18 protein-coding genes are annotated in these 19,573 nt (G+C 70.7%); 6 read left to right on the top strand and 12 right to left on the bottom strand.

Features of this window, described 5'->3' with window-relative positions; genetic code table 11:
* From murF to VNE62_08895, 9 genes are all read right to left on the bottom strand, one after another.
* The coding region (gene murF, locus VNE62_08855; protein ID HVE92388.1) for a UDP-N-acetylmuramoyl-tripeptide--D-alanyl-D-alanine ligase at positions 1-961 on the bottom strand (961 nt) is incomplete at its 3' end.
* Positions 949-2,397, bottom strand: a complete 1,449-nt coding sequence (locus tag VNE62_08860; GenBank protein HVE92389.1) for a UDP-N-acetylmuramoyl-L-alanyl-D-glutamate--2,6-diaminopimelate ligase — start codon at positions 2,395-2,397, stop codon at positions 949-951. The genes VNE62_08860 and murF, both read right to left, overlap by 13 nt.
* A 76-nt stretch (positions 2,398-2,473) precedes the next feature.
* Positions 2,474-4,381: a penicillin-binding transpeptidase domain-containing protein gene (locus VNE62_08865; GenBank protein HVE92390.1), complete on the bottom strand. Its 1,908-nt coding sequence runs from the start codon at positions 4,379-4,381 to the stop codon at positions 2,474-2,476.
* Complete coding sequence (locus VNE62_08870; GenBank protein ID HVE92391.1) at positions 4,381-4,779, bottom strand: hypothetical protein; 399 nt, start codon at positions 4,777-4,779, stop codon at positions 4,381-4,383. The genes VNE62_08865 and VNE62_08870 overlap by 1 nt, the downstream gene beginning before the upstream one ends.
* Positions 4,779-5,849 (bottom strand): 16S rRNA (cytosine(1402)-N(4))-methyltransferase RsmH, encoded by a 1,071-nt coding sequence (rsmH, locus tag VNE62_08875; protein HVE92392.1) that lies wholly within the window; start codon positions 5,847-5,849, stop codon positions 4,779-4,781. The genes VNE62_08870 and rsmH overlap by 1 nt, the downstream gene beginning before the upstream one ends.
* A gap of 10 nt (positions 5,850-5,859) precedes the next feature.
* A complete protein-coding gene (gene mraZ, locus VNE62_08880) occupies positions 5,860-6,282 on the bottom strand; it encodes a division/cell wall cluster transcriptional repressor MraZ (GenBank protein ID HVE92393.1) in 423 nt (140 codons plus the stop codon).
* Positions 6,283-6,449: 167 nt separating this feature from the next.
* On the bottom strand, positions 6,450-7,007 hold the full coding sequence (locus tag VNE62_08885) for an HNH endonuclease (GenBank protein ID HVE92394.1): 558 nt from the start codon (positions 7,005-7,007) through the stop codon (positions 6,450-6,452).
* A gap of 75 nt (positions 7,008-7,082) precedes the next feature.
* The gene (locus VNE62_08890; GenBank protein HVE92395.1) at positions 7,083-8,918 is read right to left on the bottom strand and encodes a bifunctional homocysteine S-methyltransferase/methylenetetrahydrofolate reductase; all 1,836 of its coding nucleotides are present in this window, start codon (positions 8,916-8,918) and stop codon (positions 7,083-7,085) included.
* On the bottom strand, positions 8,915-9,871 hold the full coding sequence (locus tag VNE62_08895) for a 4-hydroxy-3-methylbut-2-enyl diphosphate reductase (GenBank protein ID HVE92396.1): 957 nt from the start codon (positions 9,869-9,871) through the stop codon (positions 8,915-8,917). The genes VNE62_08890 and VNE62_08895 overlap by 4 nt, the downstream gene beginning before the upstream one ends.
* A gap of 133 nt (positions 9,872-10,004) precedes the next feature.
* On the opposite strand from VNE62_08895, the gene VNE62_08900 reads away from it, so the two are divergent.
* The 3 genes from VNE62_08900 (at position 10,005) to VNE62_08910 (ending at position 14,415) form a co-directional block, all read left to right on the top strand.
* Positions 10,005-10,985: a MoxR family ATPase gene (locus VNE62_08900; protein HVE92397.1), complete on the top strand. Its 981-nt coding sequence runs from the start codon at positions 10,005-10,007 to the stop codon at positions 10,983-10,985.
* A 14-nt stretch (positions 10,986-10,999) separates the two neighbouring features.
* Entirely contained in the window at positions 11,000-12,205 is a 1,206-nt protein-coding gene (locus VNE62_08905; protein ID HVE92398.1) for a DUF58 domain-containing protein, read from the top strand.
* Between the two features lie 74 nt (positions 12,206-12,279).
* Complete coding sequence (locus VNE62_08910; protein HVE92399.1) at positions 12,280-14,415, top strand: DUF3488 and transglutaminase-like domain-containing protein; 2,136 nt, start codon at positions 12,280-12,282, stop codon at positions 14,413-14,415.
* Between the two features lie 58 nt (positions 14,416-14,473).
* On the opposite strand, the gene VNE62_08915 is transcribed toward VNE62_08910, so the two are convergent.
* The 3 genes from VNE62_08915 to VNE62_08925 are packed head-to-tail and all read right to left on the bottom strand — an operon-like array spanning position 14,474 to position 15,867.
* The gene (locus tag VNE62_08915; protein ID HVE92400.1) at positions 14,474-14,887 is read right to left on the bottom strand and encodes a hypothetical protein; all 414 of its coding nucleotides are present in this window, start codon (positions 14,885-14,887) and stop codon (positions 14,474-14,476) included.
* Positions 14,888-14,893: 6 nt separating this feature from the next.
* Positions 14,894-15,256 carry a DUF3040 domain-containing protein gene (locus tag VNE62_08920; GenBank protein ID HVE92401.1) on the bottom strand — a complete coding sequence of 121 codons (363 nt, stop codon included), beginning with the start codon at positions 15,254-15,256 and terminating at the stop codon, positions 14,894-14,896.
* Positions 15,256-15,867 (bottom strand): hypothetical protein, encoded by a 612-nt coding sequence (locus VNE62_08925; protein ID HVE92402.1) that lies wholly within the window; start codon positions 15,865-15,867, stop codon positions 15,256-15,258. Before VNE62_08925 ends, VNE62_08920 begins: the two co-directional genes overlap by 1 nt.
* 112 nt (positions 15,868-15,979) lie before the next feature.
* Here VNE62_08925 and VNE62_08930 point away from each other — a divergent pair, with 112 nt between their 5' ends.
* From VNE62_08930 to VNE62_08940, 3 genes are all read left to right on the top strand, one after another.
* Positions 15,980-16,954 carry a MoxR family ATPase gene (locus VNE62_08930; GenBank protein ID HVE92403.1) on the top strand — a complete coding sequence of 325 codons (975 nt, stop codon included), beginning with the start codon at positions 15,980-15,982 and terminating at the stop codon, positions 16,952-16,954.
* Positions 16,951-18,075, top strand: a complete 1,125-nt coding sequence (locus tag VNE62_08935) for a DUF58 domain-containing protein (protein HVE92404.1) — start codon at positions 16,951-16,953, stop codon at positions 18,073-18,075. Before VNE62_08930 ends, VNE62_08935 begins: the two co-directional genes overlap by 4 nt.
* The coding region (locus VNE62_08940) for a DUF3488 and transglutaminase-like domain-containing protein (protein HVE92405.1) at positions 18,051-19,573 on the top strand (1,523 nt) is incomplete at its 3' end. The genes VNE62_08935 and VNE62_08940, both read left to right, overlap by 25 nt.

The following is a 19,573-nucleotide window of genomic DNA, read 5'->3' on the forward strand; positions in this document are numbered from 1 at the left end:
CCCCGAACTGCGTCGTCTCCATCCTCCAGCCGGTCGGCTTCGCGCCGGCGATACCGGCGGCTGCCTCCTCCGCGCCGACCCCGAGCTCCATCGCCACCCGCACGGCCATGGCCGCATTGCGCACCAGTGGACGTCCCGGCAGCGGCAGACGCACCTGCACCTTCACGCCGGGTCCCGCCCGCAGGATGGCGACGGCGTGTCCGGATTCGTCCAGGTCCACGCGCTCGGCCCCCACGTGGCCGCCGGGACCAACGGTGGCGACCCTGGCGGAGGTGGACTCCGCCAACACGTCGAGGAAGTCGTCCGACGCCGAAACCACGGCCAGGCCGGCCGCCGGCAGGCAGGCCAGCAGCTCGGACTTCGACCTGGCGATGCCCTCGCGGGAGCCGAAAAACTCGATGTGACTCGTCCCGATCCCGGTGATCACGCCGACGTGCGGCCGCACGATCCGGCACAGCCGCGCGATCTCTCCCGGTCCCCGGGCGCCGAGCTCGACCACGAGCGCCTGCGCGTCGTCCGGGCATGACAGGACCGTCAGTGGCATTCCCCAGTCGTTGTTGAAGTTCCGCGGCGACGCATGCACCTTCATGCCGGAGGACAACGCGGCCGCGATGAAGTCCTTCGTCAGCGTCTTGCCGACGCTGCCAGTGATGCCCACCACACGGGCGCCGAGGCCGCTACGAACGTGCGCGGCCAGCAGGCCCAGAGCCGCGGTCACGTCGCCGACCACCACGGCGGACGCGCCGGCCGGCAGGCAGTCGGCCCGCTCGACCAGTGCGAACGGGGCACCGGCGGCGAAAGCTTCCGGCACGTGGGCGTGTCCCGACCGGATCGCGACAAAGGCGCTGTCCGCGGGCAATGACCGGGTGTCGGCTCCGAAGCCGCCGCACTCAGCCCCCGGATCGCCGGTGACCATCCCATCGCAGATGCGGGCGACCTCCCGCGCACTCAGCCTCGGCATCCCACTCCCCCGAGCAGCTCGCGGGCCACGGTCCGGTCGTCGAACTCGATGGTGTGGCCGGCGAAGGTCTGTCCGGTCTCGTGGCCCTTTCCGGCGATGACCACGACGTCTCCGGGCCCCGCCTCGGAAAGAGCTCTCTCGATCGCGCGACGGCGGTCGGGCTCCGTGACAAAGCCCTCGCGCGCCACGCCGGCGGCGATCTCCCTGATGATCGCGCCGGGATCCTCGCTGCGCGGGTTGTCGGACGTGATGACCGCCAGGTCCGCGATGGACGTGGCGGCCGCCCCCATCAGCGGCCGCTTGGCGCGGTCCCGGTCGCCGCCGCATCCGAACACGACGATCAGCCGCCGTTGCGTCAGCTGGCGGGCAGTCGTGAGCACGCTGGCCAGGGCGTCGGGGGTGTGGGCGTAGTCGACGACGACGGTGAATGGTTGGCCGGCGTCCACGCGCTCCAGCCGTCCGGGGGCCGACGCTGTGGAAACTCCGGCCGCGACCGCGTCGAGCGGCAGGCCGAGGACCAAACAGATGCCCGTCGCGCACAGGATGTTGTCCACGTTGTAGCGGCCGACGAGCGGGCTGTGCGTCTCGAGCCGGCCCTCTGGCGTGGAGATGACCGCGGTCGTGCCGCTCGCCGACGGCGTGACGTCCACCGCGTGCACGTCACCGCCCTCGCCGTAGGTCAGCACGTCGAGGTCTCGTGTCCGCTCGACGAGCCGCCGGCCGGCCGCGTCGTCGATGTTGATGACTGCACGCGGCGTGTACGACGGCTGAAACAGCAACGCCTTGGCCTCGAAGTAGTCGTCCATCGTCCCGTGGTAGTCGAGGTGGTCCTGGGTCAGGTTGGTGAACGCGGCGCAGGCGAAGCGCGTGCCGGACACGCGACGCTGGTGCAGCCCGTGGGATGCGACCTCCATGGCGACGACCTCCGCGCCCGCGTCCCGCATCTCCGCGAGGGTTCGCTGCAGGTCGGGGGCCTCGGGCGTCGTCCTGGTCGAGGGGACGGTTCGGCCAGCGACGCGGTACTCCACCGTGCCGAGGAGCCCCGTCGTCAACCCGGCGGCCGACGCAATCGACTCAACCAGGTAGGTCGTAGTGGTCTTGCCGTTCGTGCCGGTGACGCCGGCGACGCGCATGGACTCGGAAGGCCGCCCGTGGAAGCTGGAAGCCAGGGGGCCGAGGGCGTCGCGAACGCTGTGGACCGCCGCCTGCGAGACGTCCACCTCCAGCGGCCTTTCGACCAGCAGGCACGACGCCCCCCGCGCCACCGCATCGGGCGCGTGGTCGTGTCCGTCCGAACTGCCTCCGGGGAAGCAGCAGAACAGGTCACCGGCCCGCACGGCGCGGGAGTCGTAGGCGATTCCGGTGAGGCCGGCGTCCCCGGCCACACGTGCGGCCACGCCCGCGTCGTCCGTAAGCGTCCGCAGAGTCCACGCCATCAGCCGGTCCTCCCGCCGGGCCGGGACAAACAAAAACGGGAGCCATCGGCCCCCGTCGCCCTCCCGAAAAAGCTAGTCATCGTAGCATCGCGCCAGGGGCGCCCCTGCGCTGGGGGGCCGGAGTAGCGGCCCCCCGCCGTGGAGTGGCGACGGGCCGGCGCGGCGTCGCTGACGGCCTGGAGATCCTGGACGGCTTGGACTTCGCCACCACAGGTTTCTTCGCCGTCGCGGCGGCCGCGCGCGAGGCGGCGGTCCCCGGGCCCTCGGCCTCCGCGACGCCGGGCTTGACCTTCGGCCGCGGAACATCGGCGGGATCCTCGGTGGGCGGGATGCGCATGATGCGGACTGCGGCCTCCGCCACCTCCTTGAACACCGGGGCGGACACTATGCCTCCGTAGTAGGGCGCCGGCTCGTCCAGCACCACAGAAACTACGACGCGAGGCTGGGAAGCAGGCAGAAACCCTATGAAAGAGGCCATAAACCCCCGGTAGCCGCCGCGAACGGCCTTCTGTGCGGTCCCAGTCTTGCCCGCGACGTCGTAGCCTGGGATCTGGGCGCGCGTTCCCGTTCCGTCCTCCACGGCCTTGGCCAGGATGCGGCGGACCGTGGCAGCGGTCGTTGACGACACCACCCGGCCGCCGCCCCGCTGCGGCGCGTAGTGCGGACGACCCTTCGGGTCAACCCACCCCGCGACCAGTTTCGGCTCCACCGAGACACCGTCGTTGGCGATCGTGGCGAACATCCTGGTCATCTGCACGGCCGTGGCCGACACGCCCTGTCCCATGGACATGGTCGGCATCGAAGCCCGGGACCACTTCTCGCGGGGCGGCATGATCCCCGACGACTCGCCGGGGAAACCCAGCTGCGTGGACCGGCCGTAGCCGAACCTGGACATGTACTCGGCCATCTTCTCGGGCCCGACCTTCTGCGCCACCTTGATGGTCCCGACGTTGGACGACTGGGCGATGATCTCGTCAAAGCGCATGTTCGCCGGCGCGTGCGCCTTCGCCTCGTGGTAGACGCGGTCGGCTATGCGGATGGTCGAGCCGACCCCGAAGGGCGTTGCCTCGTCGACCAGTCCTTCCTCCAGAGCGGCGGAGGCCGTGACGATCTTGCCGACAGACCCGGGCTCGTACACGTCCGTCACGGCGCGGTTGCGGCGCTCCGCCGGCTTGATGTCCTCCAGGTCGCCCGGGTCGAACGTGGGCGCGTTGGCCATCGCCAGGATCTCGCCAGACCGTGGGTCCATCACGATCACGCTTCCGCCCTTGGCCCCCGTGTCCTGCACCGCCTTACCGAGAGCCTTCTCCGCGGCGTACTGGATGTCGCGATCCAGAGTCAGCAGCACGTCCGATCCCGGCGACGGCGGCTTCTCGACGAACACGCCCTGTGGGATCCTGCGCCCGAGCGGGTCCTGCTCCAGAACACGGGAGCCGGGGCGGCCTCCGAGCAGCTTCTCGTGCGTAGACTCCAGCCCCGACAACCCCTGGCCGTCCCCACCCACGAAACCAAGGACGTTGGCCGCCAGCGCTCCTCCCGGGTAGCTGCGCCGGGACTCGTCCAGGATCCCGATGCCGGTCAGCCCCAGGCGCTCAATCCTTTCAGCGGCGTCGACGTCCAGGCGCCTGGCGAGATACACGAAGCCCCGGTCCTGGCGAAGCTTGTCCACGACCTCGCGGACGTCCTGGCCCACGAGGGGAGCCAGCACGCGGCCCGTTCCTTCGGGATCGCTCACCTGGCGCGGGTTGGCATAGACGGTGCGAGCGGCGACGGACATCGCCAGCTCCTGTCCGTGGCGGTCGTAAATCGCGCCGCGCATGGCGGGCAGAACGACGGTCCGCAGCCGCTGCTGGCGGGCGAAGTCGGTGTACTCGTCGGCGCGGACGGCCTGCACGTACCCGAGCCGCAGCGAAAGCCCGAGCAGTCCGGCCAGCATCACCGCCAGAAGGATCGCGGCGCGCCTTCTGGTCGTGCGGTCGGCCATCAGCCGCCACCCGACAGCAGCCGCTTGACCCGGAACGACGACGACGCGCCGGCGGCGGGGGGCGGAGCGACGCCCGGATCCGGGAGGAAGACCGGATTCGGATCCTCGGTCATGCCCATCCCGGCCGCCGACTCCTCCAGCCGGCTCGGCGAGGAGAGCTCGGCCGCGCGGCCGCGGAGTATCACCATCCGCTCCTCGGCCTGCTCGACCTCACGCTCGAGGCGGGACACGCGGTAGCCGTCCTGGCCCAGATACGCCTGCAGCGCCGCGACCGCGAACACCGCCATCAGCAGGACCACAGCCGCCGGGACCATGGCGCGGCGGCGGCTGCGCCCCCCCTCGACGAGGCGCAGTGCCGGCTCGACCGGCAGGATCCGGGGACGAGGCCGAGTGGCCATCAGTCTTGGGTTTCCCCGGTGTCGCGGACGGCTGCCCGCAGACGCGCGGACGAAGCCCTGGGGTTGCGCTCGACCTCCGCCTCCGACGGCATCACGGCACTGCGCGTGAGCAGGCGCAGGATCGCGCCCTCATACGACGGGGGCAGTCCGGGAAGAGGAACCGGCCCGCCGGACATGCCGGCGAACGCCTGTTTGACCATCCGGTCTTCGAGCGAGTGGTAGGACAGCACGACGATGCGCCCGCCCGGGGCCAGGACCGACGGGACGGAAGCCAGCACCCGCTGAAGCGCTTCGAGCTCTCCGTTGACCTCGATCCGCAGGGCCTGGAACGTCTTGCGCGCGGGATGGCCGTGGCGGCGAACGGCCGCGGGGTACGCCGACTCGATCACACGCGCGAGCTCGCCGGTAGTGCGCAGCGGCGCCTTGCGCCTGGCATCCACGATCGCCCGCGCGAGCCGCCGCGCCAGGCGCTCCTCACCGAATGACCACAGGATCCTTTCCAGGTCCTGCGGCGGATAGCTGTTCACGATCTCGGCGGCCGTCAGGGGGGCTTGGGGGTCCATTCGCATGTCCAACGGCCCGTCCTGCCGGAAGGAGAACCCGCGAGCGGGGTCGTCCACCTGCATCGAGGACATGCCCAGGTCGAGCAGGATGCCGTCCGCCCAGGCGACCCCCTGGCTGTGCAGGACCCACTCCAGGTCGGCGAAGGAGGCCGAAACCAGCCGGACGGAGTCCCCGAACGGCGCGAGGTTCTGTCCCGCTCGCGCGAGCGCGCCCGGGTCGCGGTCGATTCCCAGAAGCGTGCAACGGCCCCCGGCGGCGCGCAGGATGGCCTCTGAGTGGCCGCCCGCACCCAGGGTGCAGTCCACGTACAGGCCGCCCTGCTGGGGGCCGAGATAGCGAAGGACCTCTTCGACCATGACCGGGACATGTCCGTCCGTCACCAGCGGCCTTCTTTCCGACGGCCTCTGTCCGGGGCGCAGGTCGATGACGGGCCGCCCGTCGGGGCGCCTCTGCCTGTCGCGCGGCATGACCCTTGCGGCGGGACTGCGTCCGGTTCGCACCAGCATCCGATCCCCCCTAGATCCCGAGTTCCTGAGTGAAGTCCGGAAGGTCGCTTTCGGCCTGCTCGGCCTGTCGGCGCCATGCCTCCGGCTCCCAGATCTCCAGCCGGGCTCCCGCCCCGGCGACCACGACCTCGCGCTCCAGTCCCGCGTACCCGCGGAACGAAGGCGGGATGGTGATCCGGTTCTGCTTGTCCAGCGCCTCCTGCGTCGCCTGGGAGAAGAAGTGGCGCGCGTAGCGGCGCGAGTCCGGGTGGGTGGTCGGCAGGCTCGTCACCTTCTCGACCTGCCGGGTCCACTCCCCGATTGGGTACACGTACAGACACCGCTCGATCCCCTTCTGCAGCACGACGGCCGATCCCAGCTCGTCGCGCATCTTCGAGGGGAAGATCAGGCGCCCCTTGTCGTCCAGCCCTCGTCTTTCCTCCCCGAGAAACACCGTGCCTCCACCTGGCCGCCCTGGACGGGCTCCCGTCCTCCATCGATATCCCGCAGGACTCCCAGGTCCTCCACGGTGCGCCACTGTACTCCACTAGTCTCCACCCGGTCAACGCCGGAACACGTGTACGCATAGCCTGTGATCAGGGGTTTTGCCGGAGGGGGAGGCTAAACGGCCCGGATGCTAGTGGCGCCCGTGCCGTTGCTGTTTCCGTTGCTGTTGCCGTGCCCGTTGGCGTAGGCCAGGTAGGGCAGCCACTCCGGCTCGGCCCGTCCGACAAGCAGCCGCAGCCAGAACCCGTCCGGGGGCGGAGCGGGGCTGCGCTTGAGCTCCAGCCCAACGTCGGCGGGCAGGCGGTTCTCCTTACGCCCGTTGCATCGGCGGCATGCGGCGACCACGTTGTCCCAGGAGTGGGGGCCGCCCCGGCTGCGCGGGATGACGTGGTCCACGTTCTCGGCGGGGTGCCCGCAGTACTGGCAGGTGTGGCCGTCGCGCAGGAACACGGCCTTGCGGTTGGGGGCCACGTGGACCCGGCGAGGGATCCGGACGTAGTGCCGGAGCCGGACGACGCTGGGGGCCTGCAGGGTCATGTGCTCGGACCGGAAGACGGCGCCGTTGCTCTCGACGGACTCGGCCTTGTCACGCAGAACGAGGACGACCGCCCTCCGAACCGCCACGACACCGAGCGGCTCGTATGAAGCATTGAGAACGAGCGATCTCCCCAAGATCCCATCACCGCCTGCGGGCATTGTACAGACGAAACCGACGCTGAACGGCAGTCTCGACGACTCCCGGCCACGTCACCGGCGTATCGCGTCGACCACTTCCGCGGCGAGGTCGAATCGCCGGAACGGGGGCAGCAGGTAGACGCCCGCCGCCTGCTCGCGCAGTCCCGCCGCCAAGTCGATGGCTATCCGCAGGCCCTCGGCCTCCGCCTCGGCCCCCTCGCCGGCGCGGCGCATCCGGTCGCGGACTTCCTCCGGGATGGAGAACCCCGGCACCTCGTTGTGCAGGTAGTCGGCGTTGCGGGAGTTGAGCAGGGGGATGACGCCCGGGAAGATCGGGAGGTCCAGCCGCCCGTGGCGCTGCTCGTAGGCGCGCCGGAAGTTCTGGACCACCGCGGGGTCGAACACGGGCTGGGACAGCGCGAAGGCCGCCCCCGCCTCGATCTTCCTCCGCAGGACGCGGCACTCGCGGTCCACGTCGTGCGCGGCCAGGTCCACGGCGCAGCCGGCGACAAAAGCCGTGGGCTCGCCAATGGAGGTGCCGGACTGGTCGTGGCCCCGGTTGAACGACTGCGTGACGAGCGTGAGTAGTCCGGTGGGGGTGACGTCCACGCGACCGGTGGCCTGTGGGAAGTCGCCTATCTCGGTCGGGTCGCCGAGGCACACGAACAGGTCGCGAATGCCCAGCGCGTGCGCGGCGAGCAGGTCGGCCTGTACGCGGAGCAGGTTGCGTCCCCTCGTGGGAAAGCCGAGGATCGTCTCGACCCCAGCGTGCTCCTGAACCAGACGGCAGGCGGCCCAGCCGCTCATCCGCAGCCTTGCGCGAGAGCCGTCGGGCACGTACACGACGTCGGCCCCCGCGTCGGACAGCGTCTCGGCCCCCGCGAGCAGCCGGGCTACGGAGTACCCCTTCGGCGGCTCCATCTCCACCACCACGACAAACCTGCCCTCCCGGAGGGCCGTCGCCAGCTTCGTCGGTGACGGGGCGGGCCCGGACGGCTCGTCCGCGGCCACGGTCATCGCGAGCTCCAGGCGCTGCTGGCGGGGTTCGGACAGCACCCGCGCCATCGCCTCGATGTGCGCGGGCTGGGTGCCGCAGCACCCACCTACAAAGCAGGCGCCGGCGCCCAGAGCAGAGCGCGCGAAGTCCGCGAGGTACTCAGGCGTGGCGGGGTACAGGATGCGGTCCCCGACGCGCTGGGGGCCGCCGGCGTTCGGCATCGCCACCAGCGGCGTCCCCGACGCCACGGCCGCCATCTGCTGGATCACGCGCAGGACCTGAGCCGGGCCCTCCGAGCAGTTCACGCCGATGGCGTCGGCACCGAGCTCGACCAGCCTGCGCGCCACCTGCTCCGGAGTGGACCCGAGAAGTGTGCGGTCGTCACGCGTGAAGGTCGCGCTGACGACGACGGCCACGTCGCACGCTTCCCGGGCGGCGGACAGCGCCTGCTCCATCTCCACGAGGTCGGACTGCGTCTCGATGAGGACGAGGTCCACGCCGGCGGCCGCGAGCGCGCCGACCTGCTCCGCGTAAGCGTCGAACGCCTGCTGCCTGGTGACCCGCCCGTAGGGCACGAGGTGCACCCGCAGCGGCCCGACGGATCCGGCCACCAGCACTCCCGCGTCCCGGGCCAGGTCGACCCCCCGCTGGTTGAGCTCGGCCACGCGGTCCTCGAGCCCGAACTTAGACAGCGCGAAGCGGTTGGCGCCGAACGTGTTGGTCTCGACCATTCCCGCCCCGGCGCGGGCAAAGGACCTGTGCACAGATCGCACCAGGTCCGGACGGGTAAGCGAGACCTCCTCAAAACAGGCGCCCAGCGCCACCCCTTGGTCAACCAGAGCCGTGCCCATGCCCCCGTCGGACAGCAACGGCCCGTCGCTGAGAAGGCGCTTGAACTCCCCGGGCCTCACCGCGCGGCGGGGGTCTTTCTGCGCAGCAGCACCTCGCGGGGCAGGGGGAACCGCACGTCCTCGTCCACCACCCGGACCTCTTCGACCTCCGCCGGCCCGAACGACTTCAGGTGGTCAAGCACGCGCTCCACCAGCCACTCGGGCGCCGACGCCGACGAGGAGAGCCCGACCACATCCAGGCCTTCCAGCCACGCCGGGTCCAGCTGAGTCTCGTCTTCGATGAGGTGCGACTTCGCCCCCTGCTGCCGGGCGACCTCCACCATGCGCAGCGAGTTGGAGGAGTTGGGCGCTCCTATCACCAGCACCAGCGGCGCCCGCGCAGCGAGCACCTTGACGGCCGCCTGGCGGTTGGTCGTCGCGTAGCAGATGTCGTCTTTGGTCGGCGCGGTGATCGCCGGAAACCGACGCTGGAGCGTGTCGATGATGTCCTTGGTCTCGTCCACGGACAAAGTTGTCTGGGTCAGGTACGAAAGCGAGTCCGGGTCGGCGACTGAAAGCGCCTCGGCCTCCGCGACGTCCTGGACCAGGACCGTCCGGTCGGGAGCCTCGCCCATCGTCCCCTCGACCTCCTCGTGGCCCTTGTGCCCGATGAGCACGATGGTCCGGTCGCGGTCCGCAAACCGCCTCGCCTCGATGTGGACCTTGCTCACGAGCGGGCACGTGGCGTCGATGAGATCGAGACCACGCTGGCGCGCCATCTCGTAGACGGCCGGCGACGACCCGTGGGCGGAAAGCACCGCGTGGGAGCCGGGCGGGATCAGGTCGACTTCGTCCACGAACACGGCCCCCCGGCGCTCCAAACCCTCCACCACATGGCGGTTGTGGACGATCTGCTTGCGGACGTACACGGGGGGCCCGTGGATCTCCAGCGCGCGCTCGACTATCTCGACAGCGCGATCGACGCCGGCGCACCAGCCGCGGGGGGCCGCGAGCAGGACCTTTCGAAGGGACACGCCTCCATGGTGACCGATACCGGGGGCCCGGGAGGGACAACCGCGAGGAGATGAGCCGCGCGGCGGACCCTGCCCCGTCCGGCCGCCGGTAGAATCGTCGGACCGCCCCGCGCTCGATCGAAAGGCCTCCAGCTTGGCAAGGGCAGCCGCTTCGAAGAACGTCTACGACGCCTTCGCCCGGTTCTTCGAGAAGATCCAGTCGAACGTGGAGCAGGTGATCCAGGGCAAGCCCGATGTCGTGCGCCTGTCCGTGCTCGCGCTCGTGGCCGAAGGACACCTGCTCGTGGAGGACGTCCCCGGCGTGGGCAAGACGATGCTGGCCAAGGCCCTCGCCCGCTCGCTGGGCTGCAGCTTCAGGCGCATCCAGTTCACCCCGGACCTTTTGCCGACCGACATCACCGGCGTGCGGATATGGACGCGCGACAAGCGCGAGACGGAGTTCCGGCCGGGACCGATCTTCGCCCAGATCGTGCTGGGCGACGAGATCAACCGCGCGTCGCCGAAGACGCAGGCCGCGCTGCTCGAGTCCATGGAGGAAAGGCAGGTGACCCTGGACGGCCAGACGATGGACCTGGAGCGCCCGTTCATGGTCATCGCCACCCAGAACCCGATCGAGCACGAGGGGACCTACCCGCTGCCGGAGGCCGAGCTGGACCGGTTTTTGATGCGCGTGAAGGTCGGCTATCCGACCCCCGAGGCGGAGGTCGAGGTGCTGTCGGTGCACGGCTCACCGGGGCGGCTGGACGAGGTGGAGCCGGTGGCGAAGGCGGGCGACGTCGTGAAGCTGATCGACATAGCCACGTCCGTGCACGTGGCCGACTCCGTGAAGGCGTACATCGTCAACATCCTCAACGCGACCCGCAACCACCCCGACTCGCAGCTCGGCGCTTCCCCCCGCGCGGGCCTGATGCTGATGCGTGCGTCCCGGGCGCTGGCCGCGGCCGAGGGACGCGAGTACGTGGTGCCCGACGACGTCAAGCAGCTGGCGACGCCGGTCCTTGCCCACCGGATCATCCTCACGCCGGAGGCCCAGCTGGGCGGGGGCGCCCAGGAGGACGTAATCGCCGACGCCCTTTCGTCCACAGCTGTGCCGACCAAGGCTCGCCGGGGCTAAAGCCCGGAGCCCGGTTGAACCTCACCCCCCGCGGCCGCACCCTGCTGGTGGTCTCGGCCTCGTTTTTGGCTTTCGGGCGAACCTTTGCGCTGCGGGAGCTGTCAATGCTGGGGACCGGCTGCGCGGCAGCCGTGGTGTTCGGGGCTATCGCCGTCGTACTGCGGCGGGGAACCGTCGAGGTGGAACGCAAGGTCCATCCCGCGCGAAGCAGCGTGGGGGCCGAGGTCCGCGTAGACCTCTCCCTGACGGCGAAGGGGGCGATCGGGACCGCTCCCCTGCTCGCCGAGGACCGCATCCCCCCGAACCTGGGCGGGACCGTCCGCGTCACCATCGACGCCCGCGCGTCCGGACGCCGGGTCGCATACACGTTCACCCCCCGGACGCGGGGCCGTTACGAACTCGGCCCCCTGGAGCTGCTGCACACGGACCCGTTCGGCGCCGTGACACGGCGCAAGGCCACGGCGGGGACCTCGCACATCGTTGTCTACCCGTCCTACGACCGGATCGTCTCGATGCCCGTGGGGCTGCAGCGGCTCGGAGCCGTCCGGCGCTCGCCGCTTCTCGGTCAGGGCAACGAGTTCTACGCCTTGCGCGCCTACGAGCTCGGCGACGACCTGCGCAAGGTGCACTGGCCCACTTCGGCCAAGCTCGACCAGCTCGTGATCCGCCAGGACGAGCTGCTCGCCGAGCCGCGAATGGTCGTCCTGCTGGACTCGTGCGAGTCAAAGCACCGGGGCGAAGGCGCCGCATCCTCGCTGGAGGCAGCCGTTTCCGCTTGTGCATCAGTGGCCATGCTCGCCCTGCGGCGCCGGATGAGGATCCAGATCCTGACCCCCGACGGCATTCTGCTGCGCACGCGCAGGCCCAGCGAGGAGGAGCTGCTCGAGCACCTCGCCATGCTGCAGCCCAGCGGCCGCGAATCGCTTCTGGAGGGACTGCAGCACCTGCCCCCGCGGCTGCTGGCGTCCTCGGCCGTGGTGGCCATAACACCGGGCGTCGGGGGGCCGGAGCTCGGTGTCATCGCCCGGCTCATGCACGCAGCGGTCGGCGGCGCCGTCGTGCGGGTCGTGGCCGAGACGTTCGGGTCCGCCGCGGGGGCCCGGCGCCCGGACGACAACGCGCTGCGGCCCCTGGGAGTCCCGGTGGTCAGGCTGAGATCCGGTGACTCGTTTCACCAGGTGTGGGAGTCCACCGTGCGCGACGTGGCGGTCGCGCGATGAGGTCCGGCGTCGACACGCGGTCGCGGCCGCGACCTGCGGAGCCGCATAACCGGAGCAGACCTAGCCGGCAGCGGGTGCCGAAGCATCTTCGGCCCGACCCCAAGGCAGGCTCGCTGTGGCGCGACGACACCGGGACCTCACCCGCGGCTCTGGCCGCACTGGTCTGTCTCGGCATAGTAGCCGTGGCCTCCCTTTCGCGCGCCTTCACCAACGACTCGCACCTTCCCTGGACGATCCCCGCCCTGGCACTGGGCGCCGCGGCGGCGGTCACGATCGGACGCCGTTCGCTGGGGCTGGCCTTTGCCCTTGTGATCGGCGGGGCGGCGCTGACCCTGCCGGCGCTTTTCGTCAGGGAGCTGACCGTTGCGCTGCTTCCGACTCCGTCCGGACTCGCCCGCGCGTGGGAGCTGCTGCAGGACGGGATGAACGGCATGCTGCGCGAGGCGGCACCGGTGCCCGTCCAGACCCGGTTCCTCGTCCTGCTCTGGTGCACAGGCCTGATCCTCGGGTTCCTCGGAGGGTCCTGGGTCGTCGTGGGAAGGCCCATCGGCGCGGTCGTCACCGCGCTGATGGTGGTGGGCTACGCGGGGTCGGTAGGGGTGGGGCCGGGGCGCAACAACTACGCGATCGCGGCCGTCTCCGCGACGATGGCCTTTTTCCTTGCCGAGGGGCGCCACCGCATCGCGTCGTGGAGCCACGATCGGCCGAAGCTGCCCGTGCAGCTGGGCATCCCGACGCTCATCGCCGTCTGCCTGGTCGCCACGTCGGCCCCCAGGGTGCTGGGGGACGACAAGCCCGTCGTGGACCTGCGCGGGCGCGTCCAGCCGAGGCTGGTGATCATCAAGCCGCTATCCGACGTCCAGCGCCAGCTGCGCATTGAGCCTCCCATCGAGGTGATGCGGGTCCGCGCGGCCCGGCCGACCTACTGGCGGCTGACGGGCCTGGACTCCTACGACGGCAAGGAGTGGGTCCTGGAGGCCGAGGCCGTACCGACCCGGAACGGACCGCTGCCCGCGCCCAACCCCCCGGTGACGGGAGTGACGCTGGAGCAGCAGTACTCGATCACGTCTCTTCTATCCCCGTGGCTGCCGGCTGCGTTCGCCGCGAGTGAGATACAGACCCCGGCGTCGTTCGACATGGACCTGGACACCAGCACACTGCTGCTGCGCGAGGAATCCCCGGGGCTCAAGTACACGGTCCGTTCGATCGTGCCGGACAGGGCCGCCGACGCCGGCGCGCCCGCCCCGGACAGGTGGTCGCCGAGCCGCAACGAGCAGATCCTGGGGCAGGCGGCACGCCCGATCGTGCAGGCGGCCAGGACGCCGATGGACCGCGCCCTGGCCATCGAGACGCACTTCCGCAAATACGTCTACGACGAGAAGGTGCCGGGAGGGCACTCCGTCGAGCGGCTTCAGTCTTTCCTTGCCCAGCGGCGCGGCTACTGCGAGCAGTTCGCGGCGGCCATGACGCTGATGCTGCGCGGGCTGGGGATCCCCGCGCGCGTGGGAGTCGGCTTTCTGCCCGGCTCCCGCCAGGCCGGCGAGTTCCTCGTCAGCACCGACGAGGCGCACGCGTGGGTCGAGGCGAACATCGCGGGGGCGGGCTGGGTCATCTTCGACCCGACACCGGGACGCGGACAGCCCGCCAGCCAGGACGCGCAGCGAGAGGTGCCCGTGACGCCAACGCCCGCCCCCGCCGGACAGGCGGAGGCGACTCCGACGCCGGCGTCGGCCCCCCAGCCGGACGACCCGCGGGGCAAAGGACTGGACCTGCCCATCGCGGAGATCCTCGTTGCGGCGGTCGCGCTGGGAGGCATCCCGGGGGCCAAGGCATTCCGCCGCAGGCGCAGGAGCACCCAGGGAGTGATGGGCAGCTGGGCTGAGCTGCTCGACGCGGCGGCGGACCTGGGCCGGCGCCCCAACGCTTCGGAAACACCGTGGGAGTTCTGGCGCCGCACGTTCACGGGGGTGCCTCAGCCGGCGGCGGAGGCCGCCGCGAAAGTTGCGCGCGAGGCCGTTGCGGAGATGTACGCCCCCGGGGGGGCCGGCGACGGCGCGGGGCAGAGGGCGTGGGCTGCGATGCCCAAGGCAATCGGGGGGCTCAAGGCGTCGGCCCCCGCCTGGCGCAGGGTTCTCGCCCTCTACGACCCCAGGACGCTGATCCCGCCGCTCCGGCTGCCCCGCGCACTGCGTCCCGCGCGCACGGGCTGAGTCCTGCGACCGGCAGTGGCCTTGACGTCCGGTGGGGCGCCGCGACGGCGCCCGGGCGTCAGGCCTCTTCGGCGGCCTGGGGGCGGGTGGCGCGGCGCGTGGCCCAGTCCGCGAATGGGTCGTGCTCGGGACGCTGATCCAAAGGGTTACGACCCGTCAGCGCATGCCTGAGCATCAGGCCTGTGAAAGCGCGCTGCTCGCGAGACGCCAGCCCCAGCCCGAACAGGTCGCGGTTGGCCTCGTTGTGCCGTCGCAGGTGAACCCCGCGGAGCCGCCAGAACAGGATGAGGAACCCGGCCAGTGACGCGGCGATCCCCAGCCAGGACGCACCGCCCACCAGCAGGACGATGTCCATCACGAGCAGGGCGAGGAACGCGGACAGCCACCAGACCCGCTCGCCTTCCCGGAACGCGGCCGCCTGGATCGCCGAGCGCAGGCGTGCCAGCTCGGCGGGAGCCGGGACGTACGGCACCGGTGTCTAGATGTCCCTTCGCCGGGGACGCATCCGTCCCTCGGCCCGCTTCAGGGCGTCTCTGAAAGACCCGGGCTGGCTGCTCCCGGCGGACCCCAGCTCGCGCAGGGAGGCCCCGATGGCAACCGCCGACACCAGCATCACGAGGAATCCGGCGAGACCAAAGGCCAGGTTCACTGCGAACCCGAGCAGCAGGGCCAGGCCGATCAGAAAGCCGAGTATCCCCAGCCGCAGCCGTCTTTTCGCGTCGTGGGGAGACTTGGCATTGCGCAGCCTGCGCTCGATGTCGGGGTCTTCGGCCGCGAGGCTTCGCTCGATCTCCTGGAGAATCCGCTGCTCGTGCTCGGAAAGGGAGGACTCTTCGGCCATCACTCGCTCCGGGGATCGGACGGACGCACAGTATATCTCCGCAGCCGCCGCGCAACGGCCGGTGGGACGAGATCGTCCACGGACCGGCCGTCGCGCAGCCGTTGCCGCACCTCTGTGGCGGACAGCAGTGAGGTCCTGGGATCGGCGAAAGCGCCCGACGCCGGCAGCTCCTCAAAACGCGGGCCGGCCTCCGAGGCACGCTCCGACCCCGGGCGCCCGACCACGAGCAGCTTCACGCGGGCGACGGTGGCCTCCACCCCCGCCGGCCCGTCGTCGTAGAAGGCCGGATCCAGCAGCTGGGGGATCTTGTCGCTGCCCACCAGAAAGGTCGCGTCGAACCCCGAGGACTCCGCGGCCCCCGCCACCTCCAGATAGGTCCCCCTGTTCGCCACGGCCAGGCCGAGCCCATGGGCGTCGCATACCTCCTCCAACAGCTCCAGCCGCTCCGCCCACTTCAGGAGGGGCTTCCGGGGGCGGTTCAGCACGACCGATGTCAGGCAGAGCGCGGGTTCGGCGTCCTTCAATCTCCCCGCCGCAAGCGCCATCTCGACGTGCGCCCGGGTCGGGGGATCGAAGGCGCCCAGCAGCAGGACGATCCTGGGTCCCCTCACCGGTCGCACCCACCTGAGATCCGTCCCGCCCGTCACGGGTGGATTTTGCCCGCACATGGGTACAGAGGAAACTCATGCCACCGCCGGCGGCGGCCGATAGCCATAGGAGATCGTGGACCTCCAGAACACGACGGAAGCCATCCGGGGCCTGGTCGACAACGTCGAGCGGGTGATCACCGGCAAGCGACGCGCGGTCGAGCTTGCCGTGGTCGCCCTGTTCGCCGAGCAGCATCTGCTGATCGAGGACGTCCCGGGCGTCGGAAAGACCATGCTTGCACGGTCTGTCGCGGCCTCCATCGACGGGACCTTCAAGCGAATCCAGGGCACCCCGGACCTGCTCCCCGCCGACATCACCGGTTCGTCGGTCTACGACCAGCAGTCGGGCTCGTTCCACTTCGTGCACGGGCCGGTGTTCGCCAACGTGGTGCTGTTCGATGAGATCAACCGCGCCACCCCAAAGACACAGTCGGCCCTGCTGGAGGTGATGGAGGAGCAGTGCGTCACCGCGGACGGGCAAGTGCACGAGGTCCCGAAGCCGTTCTTCGTGGTGGCAACGCGCAACCCCATCGAGCACCACGGGACGTTCCCGCTGCCGGAGGCCGAGTTGGACCGCTTCGGGATGTCGGTCGTCCTGGGCTACCCCGACCACGACGCCGAAAAGAGGGTGGTCCTCGGCCAGATGGACCACCATCCCCTCCAGGGTCTCGAGGCGTGCCTGGAGGCCGACTCGCTGGCCGCCCACCGGACGGCGGTGCGCAGCGTCCACCTCGACCCGAGCGTGCTCGACTACCTGCTTCGTCTGGTCCGCAGCACGCGCGAGCAGGACAACGTCGCGCTGGGCGCCTCTCCCCGTTGCTCGGTCGTGATGACCAGGGCCTGCCAGGCACATGCGTTGCTGCGCGGGCGCGACTACGTGCTACCGGACGACGTCAAGGCGATCGCGCCGCCGGCACTCGGACACCGGCTGATGCTGAGCACCGAAAGCGCCGGCGGACGGGCGGCGGTGCTGGAGGTCATCGACCAGCTCGTCTCGAAGCTGCGGCCGCCGGTCGGGCTCGAGCAGACCTCGGCAACCGCTCCAAGGTGAGAGTCCGGCCGACGAGGCTGGCCTTTTTGCTGGTGCTGGGTGCCGTCATCCTGTTCGGCGCAGGCACGAACGTGCAGGCCGGGTGGGTGCTGGTCGTCGCCGCGCTGCTCCTGGGGTTCGTCCTCGCCGGGCTCGCGCTGCCGTTTTTGGCTCTCAGGGGTCTGGAGGTAGTGCGGCAAGCGCCGGTCCGTGCCCAGGCGGGACAGGGGGTCCGGGCGACCCTGGTGGTGCGCAACCGATCCCGCGGTATCAGGGGACTGGTCAAGGTGGACGACGACTTTCTCGGCCCGGCCACTGCCGTCGCCGGTGTTTTGCGCCCCGGACAGGCGACGGCGTTCGAGGCCGTCCGGACACAGGCGCGCAGAGGCGTGCACGAAGGGGGCACCTGCACACTGCGGTCGGGTGCGCCTTTCGGGATGGCGGTCGCGGTGCGCCGGGTATTCGTGGCCTCACCGGTGATCGTGCACCCGCGCGTGTTCGGGGTCCGCCTTCAGGACGTGATGGGCTCGGCCGCGTCCTCCCTCCGCGCGGCTTCCGGAGACACGGTCTCGGTGCGCGAGTACCGGTCCGGGGACCCGCTGCGCCATGTCCACTGGAGGTCCACCGCGCGCCGTGGCGAGCTGGTGGTCCGCGAGATGGAGGAGCCGGCACTTTCGGACCTGACGATCGTCTGCGACGCCCCGGCCGACCCCGACGCGCTGGACACGGCCGCGTCCGTTGCTTGCTCCTACGCCGTCGAGGCGATCGCCCGGGGCCACTCGGTCGAGGTTCGCTACGCGCGCGACGGGAGCCCGTCGGGGCTGAAGGGGGCCGGTCCGGAAGCGGTCCTGGACTGGGGCGCGCGACTACGTCCGGACTCCACGCCCGTGCACCGGCTGATCCCGGACACCGGCTCTGCCGTCTGCGTCCTTTCTGCGCGTCCCGGTGCGGACGCCGCCGTGTCCAAGCTGTCGCGCCTGGCCTCCGGGGGGTCGGGGGTCCTGGCGGTGGTGGTCCGGCAGCAGGACCCTTCCCCGGCGGACGTGGCGCTGGCCGGCTCGCTGACCGCTGCCGGCTGCAGGGTCCTTTCCGTGCCGGGCACCGGCGACCTGACCTCATGGCTGCGCGGCTCCGGCGTCTGATCGCGGACGCGCCCGCTTCGGACGCGATCCCCTACCGGGCGGCCATCATGGCCACGGTCCTCATATCGATCGTGGCCGCGATGACCCAGGAGGCCGTCCCGCGCTCGGTCGGGGTCGTGTCGGTGGCCGTCATCCCGTTCGGGTTCGTCTTCTCCTACGTCAGGCGCGGCAGTCGCAACGTCCTGCTGAAGTTCGGGCTTGCCGGCGCACTGTTCCTGGCCTTTGCCGGGTTCCTGTCCGGCGTGCGCGGGGCGGCCACGATCGACGAGACACGGTTGCCGCTGGCGACGCTGTTCGTATGGGTGCAGGTGCTGCACAGCGTGGACGTCCCACGCCGCCGCGACCTCGGCTTCTCCTTCGCGGCGAGCATCGCGCTGATCTCCCTGGCGGGATCCCTCGCCATCTCCAGCGGTTTCGGGTTCGTCGTCATCGCTTACGCGGTGGCGGCCGGAGCGAGCCTCGCGCTGAGGCACCTGGCGGAGCTGCACGAGCAGGCTCCCGGCGCGGCACCGGGCCGGACCGAACCCGGCAAGCGTCCGCGCACGTCGGGGGTGCTCAGGCCCCTGGCGGGAGTCGTCGCCGCGACTGTGGTCTGCACGACCGTCGCCTTCGTCGCCCTTCCACGATTTCCCGGCATCAGCGTCGCGTCCCTGCCGATCGCGATCGCCAGGCGCACCCCCGTGCAGGGGTTCACGGGCGGAGTCCTCAATCCCGGCACGCGGGGCGACCCGTCCCGGGGCCGCGGGTCCGGAGGCGGCCCGGAGTCGAACTTCGCGAGGGACGCCTACATGGGGTACGGCGACGACCTGAACCTGCGCGTGCGCGGACGGCTGTCCGACACCCTGGTGATGCGGGTCAGGTCACCGGAGCCGGCCCTTTGGCGCGCGCAGGTGTTTGACTCCTACTCCGACGGCAGGTGGACGTCCAGCGACAAGGACACCGACACCGTCCGCTCGTTCGGGTCCTCGATAAACATCCCCCCGTCGCCGGAGCTGGATCGAAGCTTCGGAAGACGCGACCGCGAGGTGGTCCAGACGTTCTTCATCGAGCGGCAGCTGCCGAACCTGATCTTCCATGCCTATGAGCCACGGGAGGTGTTCGTCCCCGAAAGCTCGGTCCAGGTGGACGACTTCCAGTCGATCCGCGTGCCGTTCATCCTCGAGCCGGACACGATCTATTCCGTCATCAGCGAGGTCCCGGCCGCGACGCCGGAGGACCTGCGCCTGTCGCCTCCCCCGGACCTGTCGGACCCGCGGCTCACCCGCTACCTGGAGGTGCCCGGCTCCCTGTCCGGCGGGTTCCGGGAACTCGCTATGCAGGTGACATCCGGACAGCAGACCTCCTACGACAAGGTGCAGGCGGTGGAGAACTGGCTCAAGCGAACGAAGCGTTACAAGATCGACATCCCTCCGGACCCACCCGGACGAGACCCGGTGGACGTTTTCGTCTTCGACCGGCACGAGGGGTTCTGCGAGCAGATCGCGGCCACGATGTCGCT

It is taken from the genome of Actinomycetota bacterium, from assembly GCA_035536535.1.
In the GTDB taxonomy this organism is placed as follows: domain Bacteria; phylum Actinomycetota; class JAICYB01; order JAICYB01; family JAICYB01; genus DATLNZ01.